Origin of the sequence: Actinomadura fibrosa (assembly GCF_900659615.1) — a bacterium.
GTDB lineage: Bacteria > Actinomycetota > Actinomycetes > Streptosporangiales > Streptosporangiaceae > Spirillospora > Spirillospora fibrosa.
Genome location: NZ_CAACUY010000032.1, coordinates 43,031 through 62,748 on the forward strand (window position 1 = coordinate 43,031; position 19,718 = coordinate 62,748).

The 19,718-nt window shown below is 71.4% G+C and carries 24 protein-coding genes and 1 tRNA gene; 15 read left to right on the plus strand and 10 right to left on the minus strand.

The window, feature by feature from the left end:
* Window positions 1-21 precede the first annotated feature (21 nt).
* Both E1300_RS14360 and E1300_RS14365 read left to right on the plus strand, forming a co-directional pair.
* Window positions 22-97 (plus strand) — tRNA-Ala (locus E1300_RS14360).
* A gap of 201 nt (window positions 98-298) precedes the next feature.
* Window positions 299-685, plus strand: coding sequence for a hypothetical protein (locus tag E1300_RS14365; RefSeq protein ID WP_131757486.1), 387 nt, complete (start codon window positions 299-301; stop codon window positions 683-685).
* A gap of 295 nt (window positions 686-980) precedes the next feature.
* Here E1300_RS14365 and E1300_RS14370 read toward each other — a convergent pair whose 3' ends face one another.
* Both E1300_RS14370 and E1300_RS14375 read right to left on the minus strand, forming a co-directional pair.
* Complete coding sequence (locus E1300_RS14370; RefSeq protein WP_131757487.1) at window positions 981-1,232, minus strand: hypothetical protein; 252 nt, start codon at window positions 1,230-1,232, stop codon at window positions 981-983.
* Window positions 1,233-1,865: 633 nt separating this feature from the next.
* The gene (locus tag E1300_RS14375; protein ID WP_131757488.1) at window positions 1,866-2,108 is read right to left on the minus strand and encodes a hypothetical protein; all 243 of its coding nucleotides are present in this window, start codon (window positions 2,106-2,108) and stop codon (window positions 1,866-1,868) included.
* A 58-nt stretch (window positions 2,109-2,166) separates the two neighbouring features.
* Here E1300_RS14375 and E1300_RS14380 point away from each other — a divergent pair, with 58 nt between their 5' ends.
* The 6 genes from E1300_RS14380 to E1300_RS14405 all read left to right on the plus strand — a co-directional run bounded on the left by E1300_RS14380 (window position 2,167) and on the right by E1300_RS14405 (window position 5,684).
* Window positions 2,167-2,430 (plus strand): hypothetical protein, encoded by a 264-nt coding sequence (locus E1300_RS14380; RefSeq protein ID WP_131757489.1) that lies wholly within the window; start codon window positions 2,167-2,169, stop codon window positions 2,428-2,430.
* 33 nt (window positions 2,431-2,463) lie between these two features.
* Window positions 2,464-2,850 (plus strand): hypothetical protein, encoded by a 387-nt coding sequence (locus E1300_RS14385; RefSeq protein WP_131757490.1) that lies wholly within the window; start codon window positions 2,464-2,466, stop codon window positions 2,848-2,850.
* Between the two features lie 63 nt (window positions 2,851-2,913).
* Window positions 2,914-3,261 (plus strand): YciI family protein, encoded by a 348-nt coding sequence (locus E1300_RS14390; RefSeq protein ID WP_131757491.1) that lies wholly within the window; start codon window positions 2,914-2,916, stop codon window positions 3,259-3,261.
* Window positions 3,258-4,475, plus strand: coding sequence for an RNA polymerase sigma factor (locus tag E1300_RS14395; protein ID WP_207399721.1), 1,218 nt, complete (start codon window positions 3,258-3,260; stop codon window positions 4,473-4,475). Before E1300_RS14390 ends, E1300_RS14395 begins: the two co-directional genes overlap by 4 nt.
* 63 nt (window positions 4,476-4,538) lie before the next feature.
* On the plus strand, window positions 4,539-4,910 hold the full coding sequence (locus E1300_RS14400) for an SgcJ/EcaC family oxidoreductase (protein ID WP_131757492.1): 372 nt from the start codon (window positions 4,539-4,541) through the stop codon (window positions 4,908-4,910).
* A 75-nt stretch (window positions 4,911-4,985) separates the two neighbouring features.
* Window positions 4,986-5,684, plus strand: coding sequence for an SDR family oxidoreductase (locus E1300_RS14405; RefSeq protein ID WP_131757493.1), 699 nt, complete (start codon window positions 4,986-4,988; stop codon window positions 5,682-5,684).
* Window positions 5,685-5,746: 62 nt separating this feature from the next.
* Here the strand turns inward: E1300_RS14405 and E1300_RS14410 are convergent, their stop codons facing one another.
* The 4 genes from E1300_RS14410 to E1300_RS14425 form a co-directional block, all read right to left on the minus strand.
* Complete coding sequence (locus E1300_RS14410; RefSeq protein ID WP_131757494.1) at window positions 5,747-6,295, minus strand: dihydrofolate reductase family protein; 549 nt, start codon at window positions 6,293-6,295, stop codon at window positions 5,747-5,749.
* 72 nt (window positions 6,296-6,367) lie between these two features.
* Window positions 6,368-7,282, minus strand: coding sequence for a sigma-70 family RNA polymerase sigma factor (locus E1300_RS14415; RefSeq protein ID WP_131757495.1), 915 nt, complete (start codon window positions 7,280-7,282; stop codon window positions 6,368-6,370).
* Window positions 7,283-7,284: 2 nt separating this feature from the next.
* Window positions 7,285-8,190: a PrsW family intramembrane metalloprotease gene (locus tag E1300_RS14420; RefSeq protein WP_131757496.1), complete on the minus strand. Its 906-nt coding sequence runs from the start codon at window positions 8,188-8,190 to the stop codon at window positions 7,285-7,287.
* 87 nt (window positions 8,191-8,277) lie between these two features.
* Complete coding sequence (locus E1300_RS14425; protein WP_131757497.1) at window positions 8,278-9,261, minus strand: helix-turn-helix domain-containing protein; 984 nt, start codon at window positions 9,259-9,261, stop codon at window positions 8,278-8,280.
* A gap of 97 nt (window positions 9,262-9,358) precedes the next feature.
* Here E1300_RS14425 and E1300_RS14430 point away from each other — a divergent pair, with 97 nt between their 5' ends.
* Window positions 9,359-9,829, plus strand: coding sequence for a rhodanese-like domain-containing protein (locus tag E1300_RS14430; protein ID WP_131757498.1), 471 nt, complete (start codon window positions 9,359-9,361; stop codon window positions 9,827-9,829).
* A 255-nt stretch (window positions 9,830-10,084) separates the two neighbouring features.
* Window positions 10,085-11,662 (plus strand): DEAD/DEAH box helicase, encoded by a 1,578-nt coding sequence (locus tag E1300_RS14435; protein WP_131757514.1) that lies wholly within the window; start codon window positions 10,085-10,087, stop codon window positions 11,660-11,662.
* Window positions 11,663-11,727: 65 nt separating this feature from the next.
* Here the strand turns inward: E1300_RS14435 and E1300_RS14440 are convergent, their stop codons facing one another.
* Window positions 11,728-12,540, minus strand: a complete 813-nt coding sequence (locus E1300_RS14440) for an acyltransferase (RefSeq protein WP_131757499.1) — start codon at window positions 12,538-12,540, stop codon at window positions 11,728-11,730.
* An 87-nt stretch (window positions 12,541-12,627) separates the two neighbouring features.
* Window positions 12,628-13,092: a hypothetical protein gene (locus E1300_RS14445; RefSeq protein WP_131757500.1), complete on the minus strand. Its 465-nt coding sequence runs from the start codon at window positions 13,090-13,092 to the stop codon at window positions 12,628-12,630.
* A gap of 160 nt (window positions 13,093-13,252) precedes the next feature.
* Between E1300_RS14445 and E1300_RS14450 the strand changes: the two genes are divergently transcribed.
* Both E1300_RS14450 and E1300_RS14455 read left to right on the plus strand, forming a co-directional pair.
* On the plus strand, window positions 13,253-13,777 hold the full coding sequence (locus E1300_RS14450) for a peptidylprolyl isomerase (protein ID WP_131757501.1): 525 nt from the start codon (window positions 13,253-13,255) through the stop codon (window positions 13,775-13,777).
* Window positions 13,778-13,843: 66 nt separating this feature from the next.
* The gene (locus E1300_RS14455) at window positions 13,844-14,737 is read left to right on the plus strand and encodes a rhomboid family intramembrane serine protease (RefSeq protein ID WP_131757502.1); all 894 of its coding nucleotides are present in this window, start codon (window positions 13,844-13,846) and stop codon (window positions 14,735-14,737) included.
* 210 nt (window positions 14,738-14,947) lie between these two features.
* On the opposite strand, the gene E1300_RS14460 is transcribed toward E1300_RS14455, so the two are convergent.
* Window positions 14,948-15,205 carry a cell division protein CrgA gene (locus E1300_RS14460; RefSeq protein ID WP_131757503.1) on the minus strand — a complete coding sequence of 86 codons (258 nt, stop codon included), beginning with the start codon at window positions 15,203-15,205 and terminating at the stop codon, window positions 14,948-14,950.
* Window positions 15,206-15,286: 81 nt separating this feature from the next.
* Between E1300_RS14460 and E1300_RS14465 the strand changes: the two genes are divergently transcribed.
* From E1300_RS14465 to E1300_RS14475, 3 genes are all read left to right on the plus strand, one after another.
* Window positions 15,287-16,072, plus strand: a complete 786-nt coding sequence (locus tag E1300_RS14465; protein WP_131757504.1) for a DUF881 domain-containing protein — start codon at window positions 15,287-15,289, stop codon at window positions 16,070-16,072.
* A gap of 108 nt (window positions 16,073-16,180) precedes the next feature.
* On the plus strand, window positions 16,181-16,813 hold the full coding sequence (locus E1300_RS14470; RefSeq protein ID WP_131757505.1) for a class E sortase: 633 nt from the start codon (window positions 16,181-16,183) through the stop codon (window positions 16,811-16,813).
* A 10-nt stretch (window positions 16,814-16,823) separates the two neighbouring features.
* Window positions 16,824-17,030, plus strand: coding sequence for a hypothetical protein (locus tag E1300_RS14475; RefSeq protein WP_131757506.1), 207 nt, complete (start codon window positions 16,824-16,826; stop codon window positions 17,028-17,030).
* A gap of 221 nt (window positions 17,031-17,251) precedes the next feature.
* On the opposite strand, the gene pknB is transcribed toward E1300_RS14475, so the two are convergent.
* The gene (gene pknB / locus E1300_RS14480) at window positions 17,252-19,060 is read right to left on the minus strand and encodes a Stk1 family PASTA domain-containing Ser/Thr kinase (RefSeq protein ID WP_131757507.1); all 1,809 of its coding nucleotides are present in this window, start codon (window positions 19,058-19,060) and stop codon (window positions 17,252-17,254) included.
* Between the last annotated feature and the right edge of the window lie 658 nt (window positions 19,061-19,718).

A 19,718-nucleotide genomic window follows, 5' to 3' on the forward strand; every position in this document is an offset into this window, starting at 1 on the left:
GCGTCACCGCAGGTAGACCCAGGGGCCTTAGCTCAGTTGGTAGAGCACCGGCTTTGCAAGCCGGGTGTCAGGGGTTCGAATCCCCTAGGCTCCACCAGCCAAAACGCCCCCGCCCAGATCATGGACGGGGGCGTTCGTGCAATCAGGCCACCGGGACGAGCACGCCACCGAGACCGCCGTCCTCCTCGCCGTCCTCCTCGTCCCCGCCGCCAAGTGCGGCTTTTATCGGGGCGGGGGGGGGAGGATGGTGGGGAGCAAAGCCAGCGGCGCGGAGGTCACCCCGCGCGAGAATCGCCACATGAGCGAGCCCCCCGACGACACCCAGCGGATGGTTCGAGCGCGGGCACCAGGGATCTGGTCCATGTTGCGCAGAAGCGTGATCAAACTCGGACTGGAAGGCGCCGAGCAGATCAAAGACCCCGACGTAGGCGAATGCTTCGAGTGGGATCCGGGCTACCCGGCATCCTGGATGTGCGAGCAGGTCGGTTGGATCTCACCCGAGCTGCGGTCACAGCTTGATGAACTCGACGCCCTCTTGGACCGCCTCAGCGCCGACCGCCGCGCCTGGACCGATGACGCGATCATGACTCTGCCGCTCTGGGAGGAAACGAGACAGGTAGCCCGTAGGTGCCTCCCTCTCATGACTGAGGAGCCGTGGACCGAGGAGGTCTGGTACTACGAGTGACCGCGTCCGCCCCCCGTGACGCGCGCCGGAAGTAATCGCCGAAAGAGTCGCCGCCGGAAGCGACACGGTACGAGCGCCAGCCCGCGATTCCGTCGGCCCCACCACCAGATCACCACTGTCCATTTCAATGGGCGGCGGCGCTTCGTGGCACCGCACCGCCTGCCCGGCGACGCCGGGGCCGGCGTGCGGCGTGGGCGCCGGCCCCACCCCGGCGGGCCGAAGGCGGGCGCGCGAAAGCCGCCGGCCGGGCCCAGCAGCTCGGCTGACGGCGGTCACGGGATACGCGCCGTGGCGCTCACCATTGAGCATCGAGCAGGGCAAGGCGCCGTCTGAACTCCCGCGCATCACGCCAAGGGAGCGCGTGCGCAACGGCCTCGAAGATCTGGCGGAGCTCCACAGGATCCGGGCAGCACCGCATGATCCCGCAGCCTGTCTGCGGATCGAACAGGCGATGATACGGATCACGCAGGAACCACTCCCAGGCGGTCAGCGCCTCAGCAGCGGCCCCCGGCCAGAACCGTGAATGCTCCAAGCGGGCGACGACCACCCGGCCATGCGGCGAAAGGCCGGGGACAACCAAGACGTCTCGCTCCGGACCGGTACGCCTCATCCAGCCATAGGGAAGCCGTTCGGCGCGAAGCCGAGCAGGGCGCCTACGCGGCATAGCCCTTTCGTTTGAGCAGCATGCGCCAGATCCTCCCACGGCACGACCACTCATGCTCGCCGGATCGCCTCCAGGTCCATGGTCGGCACCATACGTGCACAGCCAGGATCCAGAGCGCCCTCCGGAGAGTAGTCTGCGTGTGTTGGAGACCGGTCTGAGTACCCGTCAGGGTCCGCGGCTCAGGGAGGGTGGGTATGGAACCGCTCCCGGATACGTCTCGGAGCAGGCAGAATCCCGTGACCCCACCCTCCTTCCGGCCGGCGGCCCGGCGGTGCATCGCGTGCAGCCTCGATGAATCGGCCGCACCCGCTCGAAAGCCGGATAGGGGCGGAAGGCGTCCCGCTCTCCAGGGAAGTCGGAGTCTTCCGCGAGTTTGAAGAGGTCCGCTGACCGGGGGCGACCCTGCATCCCGGACTCATCGTCGAACTCGTTCATCCCCTGCCTGCACCGTATCGGTGCCATTCGCATAGCAACCTCCGGGCGTGGTTGGTGGGGGTTGGCGGCTTGAGGTCGGGGTTAGGGGTGTGTCCAGATGTCCTTGCCGCCGCGTAGCGCTTCGATCAGGGGTCGGCTGTAGCCGCTCGCTTTGACGACGTCGTTGATGCGGTTCTTGGGGGCGTGGTGCGGCAGGAGCTCCTTGACGAGACGTGCGATCGCCTCCCGGAGGTCATGCAGCTCTTTTGCCGTCAGACGTTCTTGCTCGCCAAGACGCTGTAACTCCTGGTAGCGCTGGTCGGGAGCCGGTTTTCCATCGCTCATGCCCGCACTGTAGAGCCGGATGGGAGGCAGGACGCAGCGGCTGGCCTAGGCTCCTCGCATGAATCTCACCATCGCGACTCGCATGATTCTGGCGGAGTCTGCCGCCTTTCCGAAGTTGATGAGGGTCGCGCGTGATGCTTACGACAAGTTCACCGCTGGTCAGCAGGTTGATCACCGCACACTCAGTTGGATGGTCAGAGAGGCCAGCCGCAAGGGTCTCTACGGCGTTCTCATCCAGAAGCACGGCGCCGGCGTCTTCGATGACATGATCACCGTTCTCTGCCGTGAGATCGATCGGCAGGCGCCAGTCCTCAGCCGCTGACAGCATTCCGGGCCACGCAGCGGAGGAGTCGACGTGTGGACTCTGCATAACGGCAACGTCGTTGTCCATGACCCGAGTGACGCCGAGATTGTCAGCGTTATGGAGCAGGCGATCAGCCGTGGTCAGGGCGAGTTGTGGGTGGAGCATGCCGATGGGCCGGTCCTTGGGATCGTGCTCGGTGATTCCGGACGGGCGATGGTCCTTCGTCTCGCGGAATCCGGTGACGCTGGCTGGCATGCCGTTGACCCGGCTGCGTCATCGGAGCAGGTCGGGTACTACCTGCTCGCCAATGGGCAGTTGGACGAGTACGCCGACCGCGACACGGTCGAGACTCGTGAGGTCATGCCGATACTCGCTCACTTCTTGGCTACGACCGGCTGTTGGCCGGGAGTGCAGTGGCATGACGACGGCGCGGCCTGACTGTGGTCCAAATGGTGGGGGGTGCTGCGACGTGTTGGTAGGAGTGCCGACTGGAGGTGCGTTGTGGCCGAGTACGTGTTGCTGCTCTACGCCGAGGACGGGGAACGCGACAGGTGGGAGGAGATGCCGCTCTGGGTTGAGGTGACGAAGAGTCTCCAGGAGGCGGGGGTGCTTGTGGATAACGCGGCGTTGGAGTCTCCGGAGGCGGCTACCACTGTGCGGGTGCGTGGTGGGGCGGCCGAGGCGACGGACGGGCCGTTCGCTACGACGAAGGAGTTCCTGGCGGGTTACTACGTGCTCGACTGCGCGGATCTGGACGAGGCGTTGCGGCATGCGGCCCGGTTGCCGTTGGCGCGGTACGGGGCGGTCGAGGTGCGTCCGGTCGTGGCGGGGTGGGGTGGACGCGGTTGACCGAGTCGCCGGACGCGGTGGTCGCGCGTGTCTTCCGGGACGAGCGGCTGGCGGTCCTGGCCACGCTGATCCGGCAGGTGGGCGATGTGCAGTTGGCGGAAGACGCGCTCCAGGACGCGTTCGCGGCGGCGGTCGAGGCGTGGCGGCGGGACGGGGTGCCGGATCGGGCCGGGGCCTGGATCACGGTGGCGGCGCGGCGGCGGGCGATCGATCGGCTGCGGAGGGATCGGTCCATCGCCGAGCGGGCGGAGCGGCTCGCGCGGTTGATGCGGCTGGAGGACGGGCGGCCGGACGCCGGGGCCGTGGACGACGACCGGCTGCGGTTGATCTTCACGTGCTGCCATCCGGCGCTGGCGATGCCGGCGCGGGTGGCGTTGACGCTGCGCATGGTGGGCGGGCTGACGACGGCGGAGATCGCGCGGGCGTTCCTGGTCGCGGAGCCGACGATGGGCAAGCGGATCGTCCGGGCGAAGAGGAGGATCGCCGAGGCGGGCGTCGGGTACCGGGTGCCGGGGCGGGACGAGCTGCCGGAGCGGCTCCGGGGCGTGCTGCGCGTCGTTTACCTGATCTTCAATGAGGGGTACTCGGCGGCGGAGGGGGATCGGCTTGTCCGGGGGGAGCTGTGCGGTGAGGCCGTCCGGCTGGGCCGGTTGCTCGCCGAGCTCCTGCCGGGTGAGACGGAGGTGTGGGGGCTGTTGGCGCTGATGCTCTTGCATGATGCGCGGCGTCCGGCGAGGGTGGACGCGGATGGGCACTACGTCGCCCTGCACGAGCAGGACCGTTCGCTTTGGGACCGCGACGAGATCCGTGAGGGGCTGGCGGCGCTCGCGCGTGCGAAGGGGCCCGGCGAGTATCGGCTCCAGGCGGCGATCGCGGCGCTGCACATGGCGGCGCCGGAGCCCGACTGGACGCTGATCGCGCGGTTGTACGGGACGCTGGGGGAGATCAGCCCGGCGCCGGTCGTGGAGGTGAACCGGGCGGTCGCCGTCGGGTTCGCGGACGGGCCGGGCGCGGGGTTGGCGCTGCTCGCGCCGTTGCTCGATGAGCCGGTTCTGGAGCGTTACCAGCCGCTTCACGCGGCGCATGCCGAGTTGCTCAGGCGCGCCGGTGATGTGGACGGCGCGGAGGGCGCGTACCGGCGGGCCCTGGAGATCACCGGCAACGAGGTCGAGCGCGCCGAGTTGGCGCGGCGGTTGCAGACTTTGCGGGGGTGAGTGTCCGAAACGCGGTCCGTCCCGCGACGAATAGGTGGGTTCCACTTATTCGAGGAGGACGGGATGCAGCAAGACGTGCGCGCGGTGTTCGACGGGGTCTCGGAGGCGTGGCGGGCCGGTGACGTGGACGAGTTCGCCGCCGCTTACAGCGAGGACGCGACGGCGACCCTGCCCGGGTTTCACCTGCGTGGCAGGGAGAACATCCGGGCGGCCATGGCGGACGCCTTCGCCGGGCCGCTGAAGGGGACGCGGCGGGTCCACGAGGTGCAGAGCACCCGCCATCTGGACGACGACACGGTCATCGCGATCACCCGGAGCGGGACGGCGCGCGCCGATGAGGAGCAGCCGGAGACCTGGTCGATGGTCACGTGGGTGCTGCGGCGGTCCGCCGGGCGGTGGCAGGTGGAGGCGTATCACGACTGTCCGGCCGCCTGACCGTACGAATGCTGTGTCGTCCGGGCGGGGTTCCGGCTGAGACGGTCGTGACCTGCTCATTCCGAAGGGGAAGCGATGAAGATAGAGGGCGGTACGGCGTTCGTCACGGGCGCCAACCGGGGGCTGGGGCGTCGATTCGCCGAGCAGCTCGTGGCGCGAGGGGCGACCGTCTACGGCGGTGTCCGCAATGTGGCCTCGCTGGACGTGCCGGGCGTGATCCCGGTGAGGATCGACGTGACGGACGCGGAGTCGGTGCTCGCGGCGGCGAACGCCGTCCCGGAGGTGTCGCTGCTGATCAACAATGCGGGTTCCTACACCGGGGCGTCGGTGTCGGACGGGTCGCTGGACGACATCCGGCTGGAGATGGAGACCCACTACTTCGGCACGCTGGCGGTGAGCCGGGCGTTCGCACCGCGGCTCGCAGCCGGCGGGGGCGGCGCGATCCTCAACGTCCTGTCGGTGCTGTCGTGGCTGACCTTTCCCGGCTATAGCGGGTACGCCGCCGCGAAGGCGGCGCAGTGGTCGCTGACCAACGCCTTGAGGCTCGAACTCGCGGCGCAGGGCACGCAGGTCACCGGGTTGCACGTCGGCTACCTGGACACCGACATGGTCGCGTTCGTCGATGCCCCCAAGAGCGACCCGGCCGTGATCGCGGCGCTGGCGCTCGACGCTCTTGAGCGGGGGTCCCTGGAGATCCTCGCCGACCAGGACGCGCAGCGGGCCCAGGCCGATCTGGCGGGAGGTGTCGCGAAGCTGTATCCGGTCACCGCTTGAGCGGTCCGTCCGCGCTGGCCGGTCCTCGGGGCCGTCCAGCGCGGAACCGGGCCGGCGAGGCGTTACCTGGCGTATCTGGTCAGGACGGCGGCGCCGACCAGTTCGGCTGAGAGGCACTCCAGGTGCGTGGGCGGAGCGCTGGCGGGGAAGAGGCGCTCGCCGGTTCCGGTGACGGTGGGGAAGGTCAGGAGCCGGTACTCGTCGACGAGGTCCTCGGCCATCAGCGCGCGTACCACGCTGAGGCTGCCGGCGATGATCACATCGCGGTGCTCCCGCTTGACCGTTTCGGCGGGGCCGCCGTCGGTGAGCCGGGAGTTCGACCACGCCGAGGTGTCGGTGAGCGTGCGGGAGACGACCAGTTTGGGGACCGCGTTCATCCGTGCGGAGAACGGGTCGTCGCGGCCTGGCCACAGGCGGGAGAACAGGTCCCATGTCCGGCGTCCCAGCAGCATGACTCCGTTGTCCAGGGTGCCGCCGAGCTGGAACTTGTCCCCGGTGACCGCTTCGGGGCCGTGCCGGAACGCCCAGCCGCCGTTCGGTGAGCCCGCTGAGCCGTCCGGGTCGGACACGATGCCGTCGAGGGTGACGAACTGGATGACGATGACGCTCACGATGGTTCCTTCCGGTCGATGTTCGCCGGTACATACCGGCGGCATCGGCGCGGCTCATCGCTTCTCGCGGGATTATCTCGAGGGAATCCGTTCGGGCAGGTCGAAGGCCGTGAAGACGTCGGGGTCGGCGAACACGACGTTGTGCGCCACCCGGCCGCCGGTGATCGTCAGGACCTGGATCGTGTGCAGCCGGTGGCCGCCGCCGGGGTCCGGTGCGTAGGCGGCGAGGGCGGGCTGCCGGTTGGCGGTGAGCGGCGTCATGGTCCAGCCGGTTCCGCGCAGCGCGAACACGCGGCGCAGGAACAGGCCGTAGTCGCCGCTGCCCCGGTACCAGAGCGGGACCGGCGGCATCTCCAGGACGGCGTCGTCGGTGAGCAGCCGTACCAGCGCGGGGACGTCGGCGGCCTCGAACGCCTGGACGTACCGGCCGACCACCGCGCGCACCTCGGGATCGTCCGGTTCGGCGACCTGGCTTGCGTCGTCCACCTGAGCGAGGGCGGCGCGGGCGCGTTGGAGGGCGCTGTTCACGGCCGGGACTGTGGTCTCCAGGTGGGCCGCGACCTCGGTGGCGCTGAACTGGAGGACTTCGCGCAGGACGAGCACCGCGCGCTGCCGCGGAGGGAGGACCTGCATCGCCGCGACCAGCGCGAGCCGCACGTCGGTGGCGACGTCGAAGCGCGCGTCGGGGAACGGTTGCAGCCAGGGGACGTCGAGTGCGGGGACGAGGGGCGCCTCGGGGTCGGTGCTCGGCGCGCCCAGTCCGGAGGGCAGCGGACGCCGCGCGCGCCCGTCCAGCGCGGTCAGGCACGCGTTGGTGGCGATCCGGTACAGCCAGGTCCGGACGGACGCGCGCGTGGCGTCGTACCGGTCGCGGGCCTTCCAGGCGCGCAGCATCGTTTCCTGGACGAGGTCCTCGGCCTCGTGGAACGAGCCCAGCATCCGGTAGCAGTACGCCACCAGTTCGCCGCGGTAGGGCTCGAAGTCCACGGTTACGGGCCGGTGTAGGGCTGTCGGGGGCCGTAACGCGAGCGTTCGGCCATGGAGCGCATCCACAGCAGCGCGATCGTGGAGATGACGAGGAGACCGGCCCAGTTCAGCAGGGTGATCAGGTGGTCCTGGGCGTCGGTGGCGCGGGGGAGGTAGCCGAGTTCGAGGAGGCGGTACTGCCAGGCCGTCCCGGTCAGGTAGAGGGTGGCGGCGATGGCGATCGTGTGCATGGAGTCCCAGAGCCCGTGGAGCACGGACACGCTGAGGTAGGTGAGGACGACCCCGCCCGTGACGCGCCACCGCGCCCGGGACGCGGCGAAGAGCGCGCCGCCGGTGATCGCCGTCCACAGGCCGTGGCCGAGCGGCGTGAGCAGGCCGCGCAGGATCTCCGTCTCCAGCAGCGAGCGGACGCTGATGCCGTGGACGGTGAACATCGCGTTGAAGGCGTAGCCCGCGGACTCCAGCGCGGCGAACCCGAAGCCGACGGCGGCGCCGAGGACGAGTCCGTCGCGCAGCGTCCGCACCTGGAGCCGCCGGGCGACGAACGCGAGCGCGAGGAGCTTGACCAGCTCCTCGATGAGGCCGACGCCGAAGTACATCCACATCGACGGGGCCAGGAAGTAGCGCTCCAGCAGCGAGGCGCCGAGGACGCCGAGGACGCCGCCGACCACGAACGCGTTGAACAGCAGCGGGACGGTGACCTCGCCCGCCCTGCCGTGCTCGTACGCCCACACGACGAACGTCACGGGGACGAGGAAGCTGCCGAGCAGCACGATCGTCGGCAGCAGGTTCGCGTTGGCGGTGATGACGGTGACCAGCACCGTCGCGGTCCAGAGGACCAGCCCGGTCCACAGCACGCGGAGCCAGTGCCGCGGCGGTCGAACCGGCCGGGCCGTCGGTAGCGCCATACCCGCACCTCCCGCCCGTTGGCTACCCCGGGCGCCACCGCCCGAACCGGCTCCTCTCCGGTGATCCTCTCGCCGTTCCGCCGGGCGTCAGGAGGCGGTGGAGCGGAACGTCCGCCGGTAGGCGGACGGTGAGGTCCGCATCGCGCGGCCGAAGTGGTGCCGGAAGGTGCCCGGGTTCTCGAAGCCGACGGCCGCGCCGATCTCCTCGACCGGCATCGTGCCGTCCTCCAGCAGCGGCAGCGACGCCATGATCCGCTGGGCGACGACCCAGCGGAGCGGGCTCGTGCCGGTCTGCCGCTTGAAGTGGCGGATGAACGTGCGGGGCGCGAGGCACGCCTCCCGCGCCAGGCGCGCCACGCTGATCGGCTCGGTGAGGTGGGCGAGCGCCCAGGCCATGCTGCGCGCGATCGCGTCGTCCCCGCCGGTGCCGGTGCCCACGGCGGCCTCGACGAACTGGGCCTGGCCGCCCTCGCGGTGCGGCGGGACGACGAGGCGCCGGGCCACGGCGTTGGCGATCCGGGCGCCGTGGTCCTTGCGGACGAGGTGCAGGCACATGTCGAGCCCCGCGGCGCTTCCGGCGCCGGTGAGCACGTCGTCGCCGTCCACGTACAGGACGTCCGGGGTCACGCGGACGCGGGGGTAGCGCCGCCGCAGCAGGTCCGCGTGCTGCCAGTGCGTGGTGGCCGCGCGCCCGTCCAGCAGGCCGGCGGCGGCGAGCGCGAACGCCCCCGAGCAGATGGACGCGATCCGGGCGCCGCGGGCGTGGGCCTCGCGGAGCGCGGCGACGACCTCGGCCGGCGGCTCGCCGCGCACGTCCGGGACGGCGACGACCATCACGGTGTCGGCGGACGCGAACGCGCGGAGGTCGTGCTCGGCGGTCAGGGTGAAGCCGCCGACGGCGCGCATCGGGCCGCGTTCGAGGGAGCAGACGCGCAGGTCGTACCAGGGGACGTCGAGGTCGGGGCGCGGCAGCCCGAACACCTCGACGACGGAGCCGAGCTCGAACGGCGCCATGCCGTCGAAGGCCACCACGGAGACGGTGTGGCGGCGGCCCGGGGGAGCGACCTGCATGGCGCGATCTTAATGGTGGACGGCGTTCCTGCCACTGTCGCTCCGGTCTGGCCAGGCCGGAACATCGTGGTGTCCGCATGGCCAGAAGGAGCAGACCATGACTTCCGTGTCCCCCGTCACATCCGTCCCGGCCGCCGCCCCGGACGAGGCGGTCCGGCATTTCGCGTCCCGGCTCGCGTTCGAGACGGACGTGTCCGATGTCGCCGAGCACCTGGCGTCCGGTGCGGGCGGTGTCGTGGTCGTCGACTCCAGGAGCGCCGAGAGCTGGGCACAGGGCCATGTGGCGGGCGCCGTCCATCTGCCCACCGCCGAGATCGCCGAGCGCGCCGCGGACCTGGTCCCGCCCGGCGCGACGGTGGTCGTCTACTGCTGGGGGCCGGGCTGCAACGGCGCGACGAGGGCGGCGCTGGAGTTCGCGCGGCTCGGCCGCCGGGTCAAGGAGATGATCGGCGGCTTCGAGTACTGGGCGCGGGAGGGCCTCCCGGTCGAGACGGGCGACGGCGCCGTCGCGCGGCGCTCCCCCGACCCCCTGACGGCACCGGTCGGCGGCGTGTCCTGTGCCTGCTGACCCGCCGTTTCGACGGTCATAGGAGGGGGCGGGGAGACGGCCGGGGAGGCGGATGCCGAGTGATCCGCCCGGGACGGGGCATAAGGAGGTACCCCGACGACGTTAGACTGAACAAATCACTCTTCGGCGCCCCAATGGCGCCAGGCTCGTCCTTGCAGCCCACCGATCCTCATCGTGGTGCCTCCCGAGACGTGCCCCCCTCTCGGAAGGTACTGCGTGACCACAGCTGCTGCTGCTCAGAACCCGACCGCCGACATGCCCGCCACCGTGGGCGAGGAGCGGGTTCCCACCTTCGCCGAGCTCGGCCTCCCGCCGGCGCTGGTGTCCGCCCTGGCCCGCCAGGGCATCGAGGCGCCGTTCCCGATCCAGGCCGCCGCGATCCCCGACATCATGGAGGGCCGCGACGTCCTCGGCCGCGGCAAGACCGGCTCCGGCAAGACCCTGGCCTTCGGCCTGCCGCTGCTCGCCCGCCTCGCCGGCCGCAAGGCCGCGCCGAAGCGCCCGCTGGCGCTGATCCTCGTGCCGACCCGCGAGCTCGCCCAGCAGGTCCAGACCAACCTGGAGCCGCTCGGCCGCGGCCTCGGGCTGCACTTCAAGACCGTCATCGGGCAGACCTCGATGTTCAAGCAGATCGACGCGCTGCGCCGCGGCGTCGAGATCCTGGTCGCCACGCCCGGCCGCCTCAAGGACCTCATGCGGCAGGGCGCCTGCGACCTGTCCGACATCGAGATCGCGGTGCTGGACGAGGCCGACCACATGGCCGACATGGGCTTCCTGCCCGACGTCACCGACATCCTCGACCAGGCGAAGCCCGGCGGGCAGCGGCTGCTGTTCTCCGCGACCCTGGACAAGGACGTCGACGTCCTGGTGAAGCGGTACCTGGACGACCCGGTGACGCACGCCATCGGCCCGGTGGACGAGTCCGTCGACACGATGGAGCACCACCTCCTCCTGGTGGCGCCGAGGGAGAAGAGCGCCATCACCGCGGAGATCGCCAACCGCGAGGGCCGGACGATCCTGTTCGCCCGCACCAAGCACGGCGTCGACCGGCTGGCCCAGCAGCTCGTCGACGTCGGCGTGCGCGCGGCGGGCCTGCACGGCGGCAAGAGCCAGGGGCTGCGCACCCGCACGCTCGCCGAGTTCCGCGAGGGCTCGATCAGCGTGCTGGTCGCCACGGACGTCGCCGCGCGCGGCATCCACGTCGACGACGTCAGCCTCGTCATGCACGTCGACCCGCCGGCCGACCACAAGGACTACATGCACCGCGCCGGGCGGACGGCGCGCGCCGGCGAGCGCGGCACCGTCGTCACGCTCGTGCTGCCGCACCAGGTGCGCTCCACGTCCGCCATGACGCGCCGGGCCGGCATCAACGCGCCCCGCGTCAAGGTGGCCACCGGGGACGCCGAGCTGATCAAGCTGACCGGCGCCCGGACCCCGTCCGGCATCCCGATCGAGGGGCCGATCATCCCCGAGCGCCCGCGCCGCGGCGAAGGCGGCCGGGGACGGCAGGGCGGGCGCCGCGGCGGCGGCCGCGGGTTCAACGGCGGCGGGCGCGGTCCGCGCTCGTTCGACCGCGGCCAGGACGGCGGCCAGCGCCGCGAAGGCGGCTACTCGGAGGGCCGCGGCTACTCCGAGGGCCGCGGTGACGGCGGGTACCGCGACCGGCGCGAGGGCGGCTACGGCGAGCACCGCGGGTCGTATGCGGGCGGCGACCGGCGCGGCGGCGGCCCCCGGACGGGCGGCGGCCAGCACGGCAACCGCCGCGGCGGCTCGTACGGAGGCGGCGGCCAGCGCCGCGAGGGCGGCGACCGCAGGGCGGCCCGCTACAACTGACGCGCGATGTGAGGAGCCCCCGTCCCGGTGATCCGGGACGGGGGCTCCCGCGCGTTCGGGACGCGTTAGCCGGCTTCCTCGCGGAGTTTGTCCTCGCCCTCGCGGAGTTTGTCCTCGCGGAGCTTGTCCTGGAGGATCTGGAGCCCTTCCAGGCCGTCCACGGACAGGGCGGCCAGCTCGTCCAGGGACATGAGCGGGCTGCTGCGCAGCGGCGGCTGCCAGCCGTTCTCCTCGTCGTGGCTGCGCAGGATCTTCGCGGGCACGCCGCCGATGACCGAATGGTCGGGGAACTCCCCGCGGACGACGGCGCCGCCCGCGACCGCGACGTTCCGGCCGAGCCGGGTGCCGGGCAGGATGATCGCGCCGGTGCCGATCCAGCAGCCGTCCCCGATCACGACCGGGTTGTTCTCCGGCCACTGCCGCCCGATCGGCGTGTCGAGGTCGCCGTAGGTGTGGTTCTGGTCGGTGATGTAGACGTTCGGACCGGTGAAGACGTCGTCGCCGATCTCGATGGACTGGTGGCCGACGATGTGCGTGCCGCGGCCGAGCGAGCAGCTCGCGCCGATCTTGACGATCACGTCCGGGCCGAGGTCGAGGCCGGGGACGAACCCGGCGGAGATGGTGACGTGCGTCCCGACGAGCGTGTGGTCGCCGATCGAGATCCACGGCTCGCCGTAGATCGCGCCCACGGGGAAGCCGATGCAGGCGCCCTCGCCCAGGTGGGCGAACTTCCGGCGGCCCGGCGTGTGCGGCGTGATCTCGCCGTGGCGCTGGATCCACTCCCAGGCCCGGTGCACGGCCGTGTGCACGCCCTGGCGTGCCCGTTCCTTGGCCCGGACGGCCAGCAGGTGCCGGAGGGGGTGGGGTCGCGGCGACATGGCGTTCACCGTACCGGGTGGTAGCACCACCCGGTACGGCAGGCACGGCGGAGGGCCCGGCCTCGGCCGGGCCCTCCGTTCGGTGCGTCAGCGTGGGGAGCGCGCCTGCTCGCCGGAGCCGGACACGGTCATCGAGTCGGCGGACGTGGCCGCCTCGTCCCGCTCCGGCCCGCCGGCCAGGTCGCGCGCGGCGCCGCGCCGCGTCAGCACGACGCCGGCGAGGCCGAGCGCCGCCACCGATCCGACCATCGCCATCATCGGAGCGCGCCGCGCCCGTGCGGGCTTCGACGGTTCGACCCGATGGGCGACGTCGCTCAGGAACGTGCTCACCTTCGGGGCGAGCCCGCTCTCCACGTACCGCGCCGCCCGCCGGAGCCGGGGCGCACCCCAGCCGCGGGCGTCCCGGACGCGCCGTTGCGCGACCGGCCGGATCCGCTCCGTCGCCGTGGAGGCCTGCCGCCGGCACGCTTCGGCGCCGTGGCGGGCCGCCTCCTGGGCGCGGCCGAGCCGCGTCAGGACTTCTTCGCGCGGCTTCCGGCGGATACTGATCATTAGGGACACGCTAACCTCCCTGTTTGCGAGGTCCTGTTCTGCACCCTTCCCCAAGTCCGCGGGGTAAACCCTGTTCCGGGGTCGCGCGGTCACCGAGCGTGAGGGTCAGGTGCTCGTCCGGGACCAGCCGAACACCCGTTCTCCTGAGGAGGGGGCCAGCATGGCCAACGAGATCTTCGCGACGCTGAACACGTCGCTCGGCAAGATCGTGATCCAGCTCTATCCGGAGCAGGCGCCCGAGACCGTGGCGAACTTCGTCGACCTGGCGGAGGGCAACCGGACCTGGCACGACCCCAACACGGGCCAGAAGACCGACGCGCCGCTGTACAACGGCACCATCTTCCACCGGGTCATCCCGAACTTCATGATCCAGGGCGGTGACCCGCTCGGCACCGGCACCGGCGGCCCCGGCTACCAGTTCAAGGACGAGTTCCACCCGGACCTGCGGTTCAACAAGCCCTACCTGCTGGCCATGGCCAACGCCGGGCCCGGCACCAACGGCTCGCAGTTCTTCATCACCACGAACGTCGGCGCGACGCAGCACCTGACCGGCCGGCACACCATCTTCGGCAAGGTCATCGAGGGCACCGACGTGGTGGACCGGATCAGCGCGGTCGAGACGGGCGCGATGGACCGCCCGCGCGAGGACGTCGTGATCCAGTCGGTGACGATCGAGCGGCGTTAGCCGTTTAACTGGGAGGAGAACCTTCCCACGGGCAAGAACCCGCCCCGGCCCCGACGGAGCCCCCAGATGAGCACAGACCCGAGTCCAGCGCCCGAGACCTCGGTGCCGACCTGCTACCGGCATCCGGGACGGGAGACCTACGTCCGCTGCACGCGGTGCGACCGCTACATCTGCGCCGACTGCATGCGGGACGCGGCCGTCGGGCACCAGTGCGTGGAGTGCGTGGCCGAGGGGAACCGGGGAGTCCGGCGCGCCCGGCCCGTGACGCCCCTGGGGGCGCGCGGGCCGGCGTCGGCGGTGCCGGCGGTGACGTACTCGCTGATCGGCCTGTGCGTGCTGGCCTACCTCGCGGAGCTGTCGTCCTGGCAGGTCATCACCGACTACATGATGGTCGGCCAGGCGGCGCTGCGCAGCGGGGACGTGATCGGCGTCGCCGAGGGCGAGTGGTACCGCCTGTTCACCTCGATGTTCCTGCACCAGCGCGGGGGAAGCTTCGGGATCACCCACATCCTGTTCAACATGTGGGCGCTGTGGGCGCTCGGCCCCGCGCTGGAGCAGGTGCTCGGGCGGTGGCGCTTCCTCGCGCTGTACCTGCTGTCCGGGCTGGGCGGGTCGGTGCTGCTGTACCTGGTCGACCCGGGGAACTCGGCGGTCGGCGCGTCCGGGGCCATCTTCGGCCTGTTCGGGGCGTACTTCGTGATCGGCCGCAGGCTGGGCGGGCAGGTCGGCCCGATCGTGTTCCTGCTGGTCATCAACCTGGTGATCACGTTCTCGGTGCCGGACATCTCCTGGGAGGGGCATGTCGGCGGCCTCGTGGTCGGCGCGGCGCTCGCCGTGGGGTTCGCGTACGCGCCGGCCGCGCACCGCAGGCTCGTCCACATCGGCGCCTCGGTGGCCATGCTGGCACTGCTCGCGACGCTGGTCCTGGTGAAGACGGCGGAGCTGAGCCCGTCCATCTAGCGCCGCGCTCAGAAGGCGGGCAGCGCGAAGCCGCTCGGGCGGCCCTGAGCCGGTCTGTGCGGCCTTGGCGGGGCCAGGACGCGGGCCCGGTACGGGTCACGGCCTGTACCGGGCCGCACGGCCGATCCCGGCTCGCACCTGTGGAAAACCTGGGGAAAAGTGGCGCGGGAGATCCCCAGTCTGTGGATAACTCCGGGGAACCGGGGCGCGTCAGCGCCAGCGGGTGGAGAGCACCACGCCGAGGATGATGGCGGCGAAGCCGATCCCCAGGTTCCAGTTGTGCAGGTCGCTCATGTACGGCACGTCGGTGCCGGTGCTGGCCGTCACGTAGAAGACCGCGATCCAGATCAGGCCGATCAGCCACAGCCCGACCATCGTCGGCACCAGCCAGCGCGGGCTGACCTCGGGCGCCTTCGACTTCTGCGGGGGCGTGTAGACGGCCTTCTTGCGCACTTTGGACTTGGCCACGGTGGGATCGTTCTCCTCGGGCGTCCGGCGGCCGGAGCGCCGGTCCGCGCATGGGTGTTTTGTCGGTTAGCGTAGTCGCTGGTGAGCAGCGTACGGCGTCCGGCGTGGGGAAGCATCATCCCAGCTATCACGCTTCTCGCGGGCACCTTGTTCGCGGCGAGCGCGAGCACGGCCCGCGGCACGAGCCTGCGCGACGAGGGCCGCACCCGGATCACCGAGCTGATCACCGCCGAGCAGCGCCGCGGCCACCGCGAACGCGCCGAGTACCGGGAGCTGCGCCGCGAGGTGGACGAGCTGTCCCGCGACGCCGGGCGGCACGATCAGCGCGTCGAGCAGGCCCGGCGCGAGGCCGCGGGGCTCGCCGGCCCGGCCGGTTTCACCGCCGTGACCGGGCGCGCCGTCCGCGTGTCGCTGGACGACGCCCCGCTGCCCGGGTCCGGCGACCTGCCGCACGGCGTCCGGCCCGACGATCTCGTCGTCCACCAGGGCGACGTCCAGGCGGTCGTGAACGCGCTGTGGGCCGGCGGGGCGCGGGCGATGCAGATCATGGACCAGCGCGTGATCTCGACCAGCGCGGTGCGGTGCGTGGGCAATACCCTGATCCTCCAGGGCGTGGTGTACTCGCCTCCGTTCCGGATCACCGCCGCCGGGGACCCGGAGCGGCTCAGGGCGGCGCTCGACGCCTCCCCCGAGATCGCGACGTACCGGAAGTACGTCCGCGCGTACGGGCTCGGGTACGGGGTCCGGACGTTGGAACGCGCCACGCTGCCCGCCTACACGGGGAACGTGCCGATGATCCACGCGACGGTGCCGCGGGACGGCGCGGCACCGCCGGACGGGACGGGGCGGCCGACCCCAGGCGGTTGACGCGCAGGCGGCTGACGGCCCGGCGGCAGGGCCGTCCACCACAGGGCAGCCGGTCACCACACGGCGGCTTCACCACACGGCAGCTTCACCACGAGGGAGGGACGCTCGGTGCGAACGGTCATCCGGACTTTCGGCGAGCTGTGCATAACCGCCGGGCTCATCCTGATGCTGTTCGTCACCTACGAGCTCTGGGGGACGGGCCAGTACACCCGGTCGCAGCAGGACCGGCTGGGCCGCGAGCTGGAGAAGACGTGGCAGGGCAGGGTGACCACCGAGAAGGTGAACCTCGGCGAGGGCCTCGCGATGATCCGCATCCCGCGGTTCGGCGCCAAGTACCACTTCGTGGTCATCGAGGGCGTCGGGCGGTCCGACCTACGCAAGGGCCCCGGCCACTATCCGGGCAGCGCGCTGCCGGGCCAGGTCGGGAACTTCGTCGTCTCCGGGCATCGGACGACGTACTCGGCGCCGTTCAACCGGCTGGGCGAGCTGGAGTCCGGTGACAAGATCCTCATCGACACCCGCGACGAGCAGTTCGTCTACACGGTCACCGACCGGAGGATCGTGAAGCCGTCGGCCGTGGAGGTGACGGCGCCCGTCCCGTTCCATCCGAAGCGGCGGCCGACCGACAAGCTGATCACGCTCACCACCTGCCATCCGAAGTACTCCGCCGCCCAGCGAATGATCATCTTCGGGAAGCTGACCGCCGAGGTCCACCGCCGTCCCGCCGCGTCCGGAAAGTAGGAGGCCCTCCGTGTACGCCCTCATCTGGCGCCTGCTGCCGGGAAGCCGGCCGACCAAGATCGCCCTCGCGGCCGTGCTCGTCCTCGTGGCCGCCGTCGTGCTCTGGTACCTCGTGTTCCCCTGGCTGGAGCCGAAGGTCCAGTTCGACCACGGGGTCGTGGACGGGGGCCGGACCGGCGCGCCGTCGGGCGGGCCGTCCACCGCGCCGCCCGGCTGAATCGGGTCCGTTCGGAAAATTTCCGTTGAAATCCGTAACGTCCCGGCAGCGCGGATCGAAGACTCTAGTGAGGGCTTCCGCCATTGCCCCCGAGTGGCGGAGGCCCTCACTCATGCCCGGCCCCCTGGGCGGCCGCGGGCGACCCCGGACAACGACGAAGGCCCCGGTCTCCTCTCGGAGGCCGGGGCCTTGCGCCGCGAGCCGCTACGGTCGCCGCCGGCTCACTGCCCGTTCGGGAATCCGGGGAACCCGGTCGTCGGCGACTGGCTCGGCGGCGTCGGCGTCTGCGTCTGCTTCTGCGCCACGAAGATGATCACCGTGTCGCCCGGTGCGACCGTCGCGTCCGCCCCCGGCTGCTGGTCGTACACGAAGCCGGGCGCGACCTGCTTGTCCGGCGGCGGCGCGCCGAGCTGCGTCTTGCACTTGAGGCCGAGTCCGGCCAGCTTGGAGCAGGCGGCCCGCTGGCTGTTGTTGAACAGGTTCGGCACCTTGAGGTTGCTCGGCCCGTCCGACACGACCACGGTGACGGTCGTGTTCCGCGCCCGCTTCTCCCCGCCGGACGGGTCGGTGCTGATGACCTGGAGGCGCGGGACGGTGTCGCTGTGCTCGACCCGCTTCTCGACCTCGAAGCCCTTGCCCTCCAGGAGGCTCTTCGCCGTCGCGTACGACTTGCCGGTGACGTCGGGCACCGTGATCAGCGTGGGCGGCTTCTTGCCCTTGGACACGACCATCGCCACGGAGGCGCCCTTGTCCAGCTTGGTGCCGGGCTTCGGGTCCGTGGTGATGACGTTGCCGCTCTTGATCTCGTCGTCGTAGTCGGTCTTGGTCTCGCCGACCTTGAACCCGAGGTTCGTCAGCTGGAGGCGCGCCTGGTCCTGCGGGGTGTCGAGCACCGAGTCGGGGACGGCGACCTGGTCGCTCCCGCCGTCGTTGCCCGACATCATGAAGCCGATGAGCGCCGCCGCGCCGATGACCACCACGCCGAGCGCGATCCAGAGCGCGGCCTTCTTGCCGGCCCCGCCGCGCTCGGGCATGTCGTCGTCGTAATGGACGGGCGGCAGGCCGTAGCCGTCGTCGGCCGGACGGTGCACCTGCGTGCGCGCCGGCCCGCCCTGGTAGGCGCCCATCACCTGGGTGCCCTGCGGCTGCCCGCCCATGAGCATGGTGGACGCGGCCGTCGAGGCGACCGGCTGCCCCTGCAGGACGCGCTGGATCTCCTGCCGGAACTCCGTCGCGTTCTGGTAGCGGTGCGCCGGGTCCTTGGCCATGGCCTTCAGCACGATCGCGTCGGCCCACTGGGGGATCTCCGGGTCCACCTGGGACGGCGGGACGGGCTCCTCCCGGACGTGCTGGTAGGCGATCGCGACCGGGGAGTCGCCGGTGAACGGCGGACGGCCGGTGAGCAGCTCGTACAGCACGCACCCGGTCGAGTAGATGTCGCTGCGGGCGTCGACCCGCTCGCCGCGCGCCTGCTCCGGCGACAGGTACTGGGCCGTGCCGATCACCTGGGCGGTCTGCGTCATCGTGGCGGCGGAGTCGGCCATGGCCCGGGCGATGCCGAAGTCCATGACCTTGACCTCGTGGTTGCGGGTCAGCATCACGTTGGCCGGCTTGATGTCGCGGTGCACGATGCCGCCGCGGTGGCTGTAGTCGAGCGCCCGCAGGATCCCGTCGGTGATCTCCAGCGCCTTGTCCGGCAGCAGCGCGCGGTTCTCCCTGAGCAGGTCGCGCAGCGTGCTGCCGTCCACGTACTCCATGACGATGTACGGGATGGGAGTGTCGCCGATGATGTCCTCGCCGGTGTCGTACACGGCGATGACCGAGGGGTGGTTCAGCGAGGCGGCCGACTGGGCCTCGCGCCGGAACCGGGCCTGGAACGTCGGGTCGCGGGCCAGGTCGGAGCGCAGCGTCTTGATCGCGACCACGCGATCGAGGCGCAGGTCCCGGGCACGGTAGACCTCGGCCATGCCGCCCCGCCCGATCACCGTGTCGAGCTCGTAGCGGCCGCCGAGCAGCCGAGGTTGACTCATATGTGCACTTTCCCTCGTACGTCTACACCTTGTCCTCCGAACCTAGCTCCCCGCCCTCCGTGGGCGGGGGATCCGGGCTCGGAGTTGACGGAGTCGTGGTGCTCGCCGTCGGTGTCGGTGTCGGGTCTGGGGCGCTGGGAGTCGCCCGGGACGATTTCCTCTTTGGCTTCAGTGAAGGGGACGTGCTGCCGGGCTTCGGCGTTGACGGACGGCTCCTGTGCGTCCGGTGCCGCCGCGTGGCAGCCGGTGCCGGGCTCTTGCCGGCCTTGCGTGCGGACGGTCTGCTGGACGGGACGGCGGGGTCGTCGTCGACGTCGCCGCCCACGGGGCTGGTGGACGGTGTCCGGGGCGGGTCGCGCTGGTCACCGCCGGATCCGGCGAACGCCAGCCCCCAGAGCGAACCGACGACGAGGGCGCCGATGAGCAGCAGCCCCGCGGCGACCGACGTGTAGGCCAGCCTGGAGCGGCGCCGCGCCGGGCGCCGCCGTGCCGCGCGCCGTTGCCCGGTCACGGTCCCGTCCGAGAGGTTATCCGGGACGCCGTCGGCGTCAAAACCCGGCAGAGCGGACGTCCGTCCGGTGGCCGCGGCCCGGTTCGACCGCGGCGCCACGTGCCCGGGGCGCGCCGGCGGGGTCACGGCGGTCACGGCGCCGGCCCG

Coding starts and splice junctions, on each gene's coding strand:
- E1300_RS14365 (WP_131757486.1), top strand. CDS start 299: ATGAGCGAGCCCCCCGACGACACCCAGCGGATGGTTCGAGCGCGGGCA.
- E1300_RS14375 (WP_131757488.1), bottom strand. CDS start 2,108: ATGAGCGATGGAAAACCGGCTCCCGACCAGCGCTACCAGGAGTTACAG.
- E1300_RS14380 (WP_131757489.1), top strand. CDS start 2,167: ATGAATCTCACCATCGCGACTCGCATGATTCTGGCGGAGTCTGCCGCC.
- E1300_RS14400 (WP_131757492.1), top strand. CDS start 4,539: ATGCAGCAAGACGTGCGCGCGGTGTTCGACGGGGTCTCGGAGGCGTGG.
- E1300_RS14405 (WP_131757493.1), top strand. CDS start 4,986: ATGAAGATAGAGGGCGGTACGGCGTTCGTCACGGGCGCCAACCGGGGG.
- E1300_RS14420 (WP_131757496.1), bottom strand. CDS start 8,190: ATGGCGCTACCGACGGCCCGGCCGGTTCGACCGCCGCGGCACTGGCTC.
- E1300_RS14425 (WP_131757497.1), bottom strand. CDS start 9,261: ATGCAGGTCGCTCCCCCGGGCCGCCGCCACACCGTCTCCGTGGTGGCC.
- E1300_RS14430 (WP_131757498.1), top strand. CDS start 9,359: ATGACTTCCGTGTCCCCCGTCACATCCGTCCCGGCCGCCGCCCCGGAC.
- E1300_RS14435 (WP_131757514.1), top strand. CDS start 10,085: ATGCCCGCCACCGTGGGCGAGGAGCGGGTTCCCACCTTCGCCGAGCTC.
- E1300_RS14440 (WP_131757499.1), bottom strand. CDS start 12,540: ATGTCGCCGCGACCCCACCCCCTCCGGCACCTGCTGGCCGTCCGGGCC.
- E1300_RS14445 (WP_131757500.1), bottom strand. CDS start 13,092: ATGATCAGTATCCGCCGGAAGCCGCGCGAAGAAGTCCTGACGCGGCTC.
- E1300_RS14450 (WP_131757501.1), top strand. CDS start 13,253: ATGGCCAACGAGATCTTCGCGACGCTGAACACGTCGCTCGGCAAGATC.
- E1300_RS14455 (WP_131757502.1), top strand. CDS start 13,844: ATGAGCACAGACCCGAGTCCAGCGCCCGAGACCTCGGTGCCGACCTGC.
- pknB (WP_131757507.1), bottom strand. CDS start 19,060: ATGAGTCAACCTCGGCTGCTCGGCGGCCGCTACGAGCTCGACACGGTG.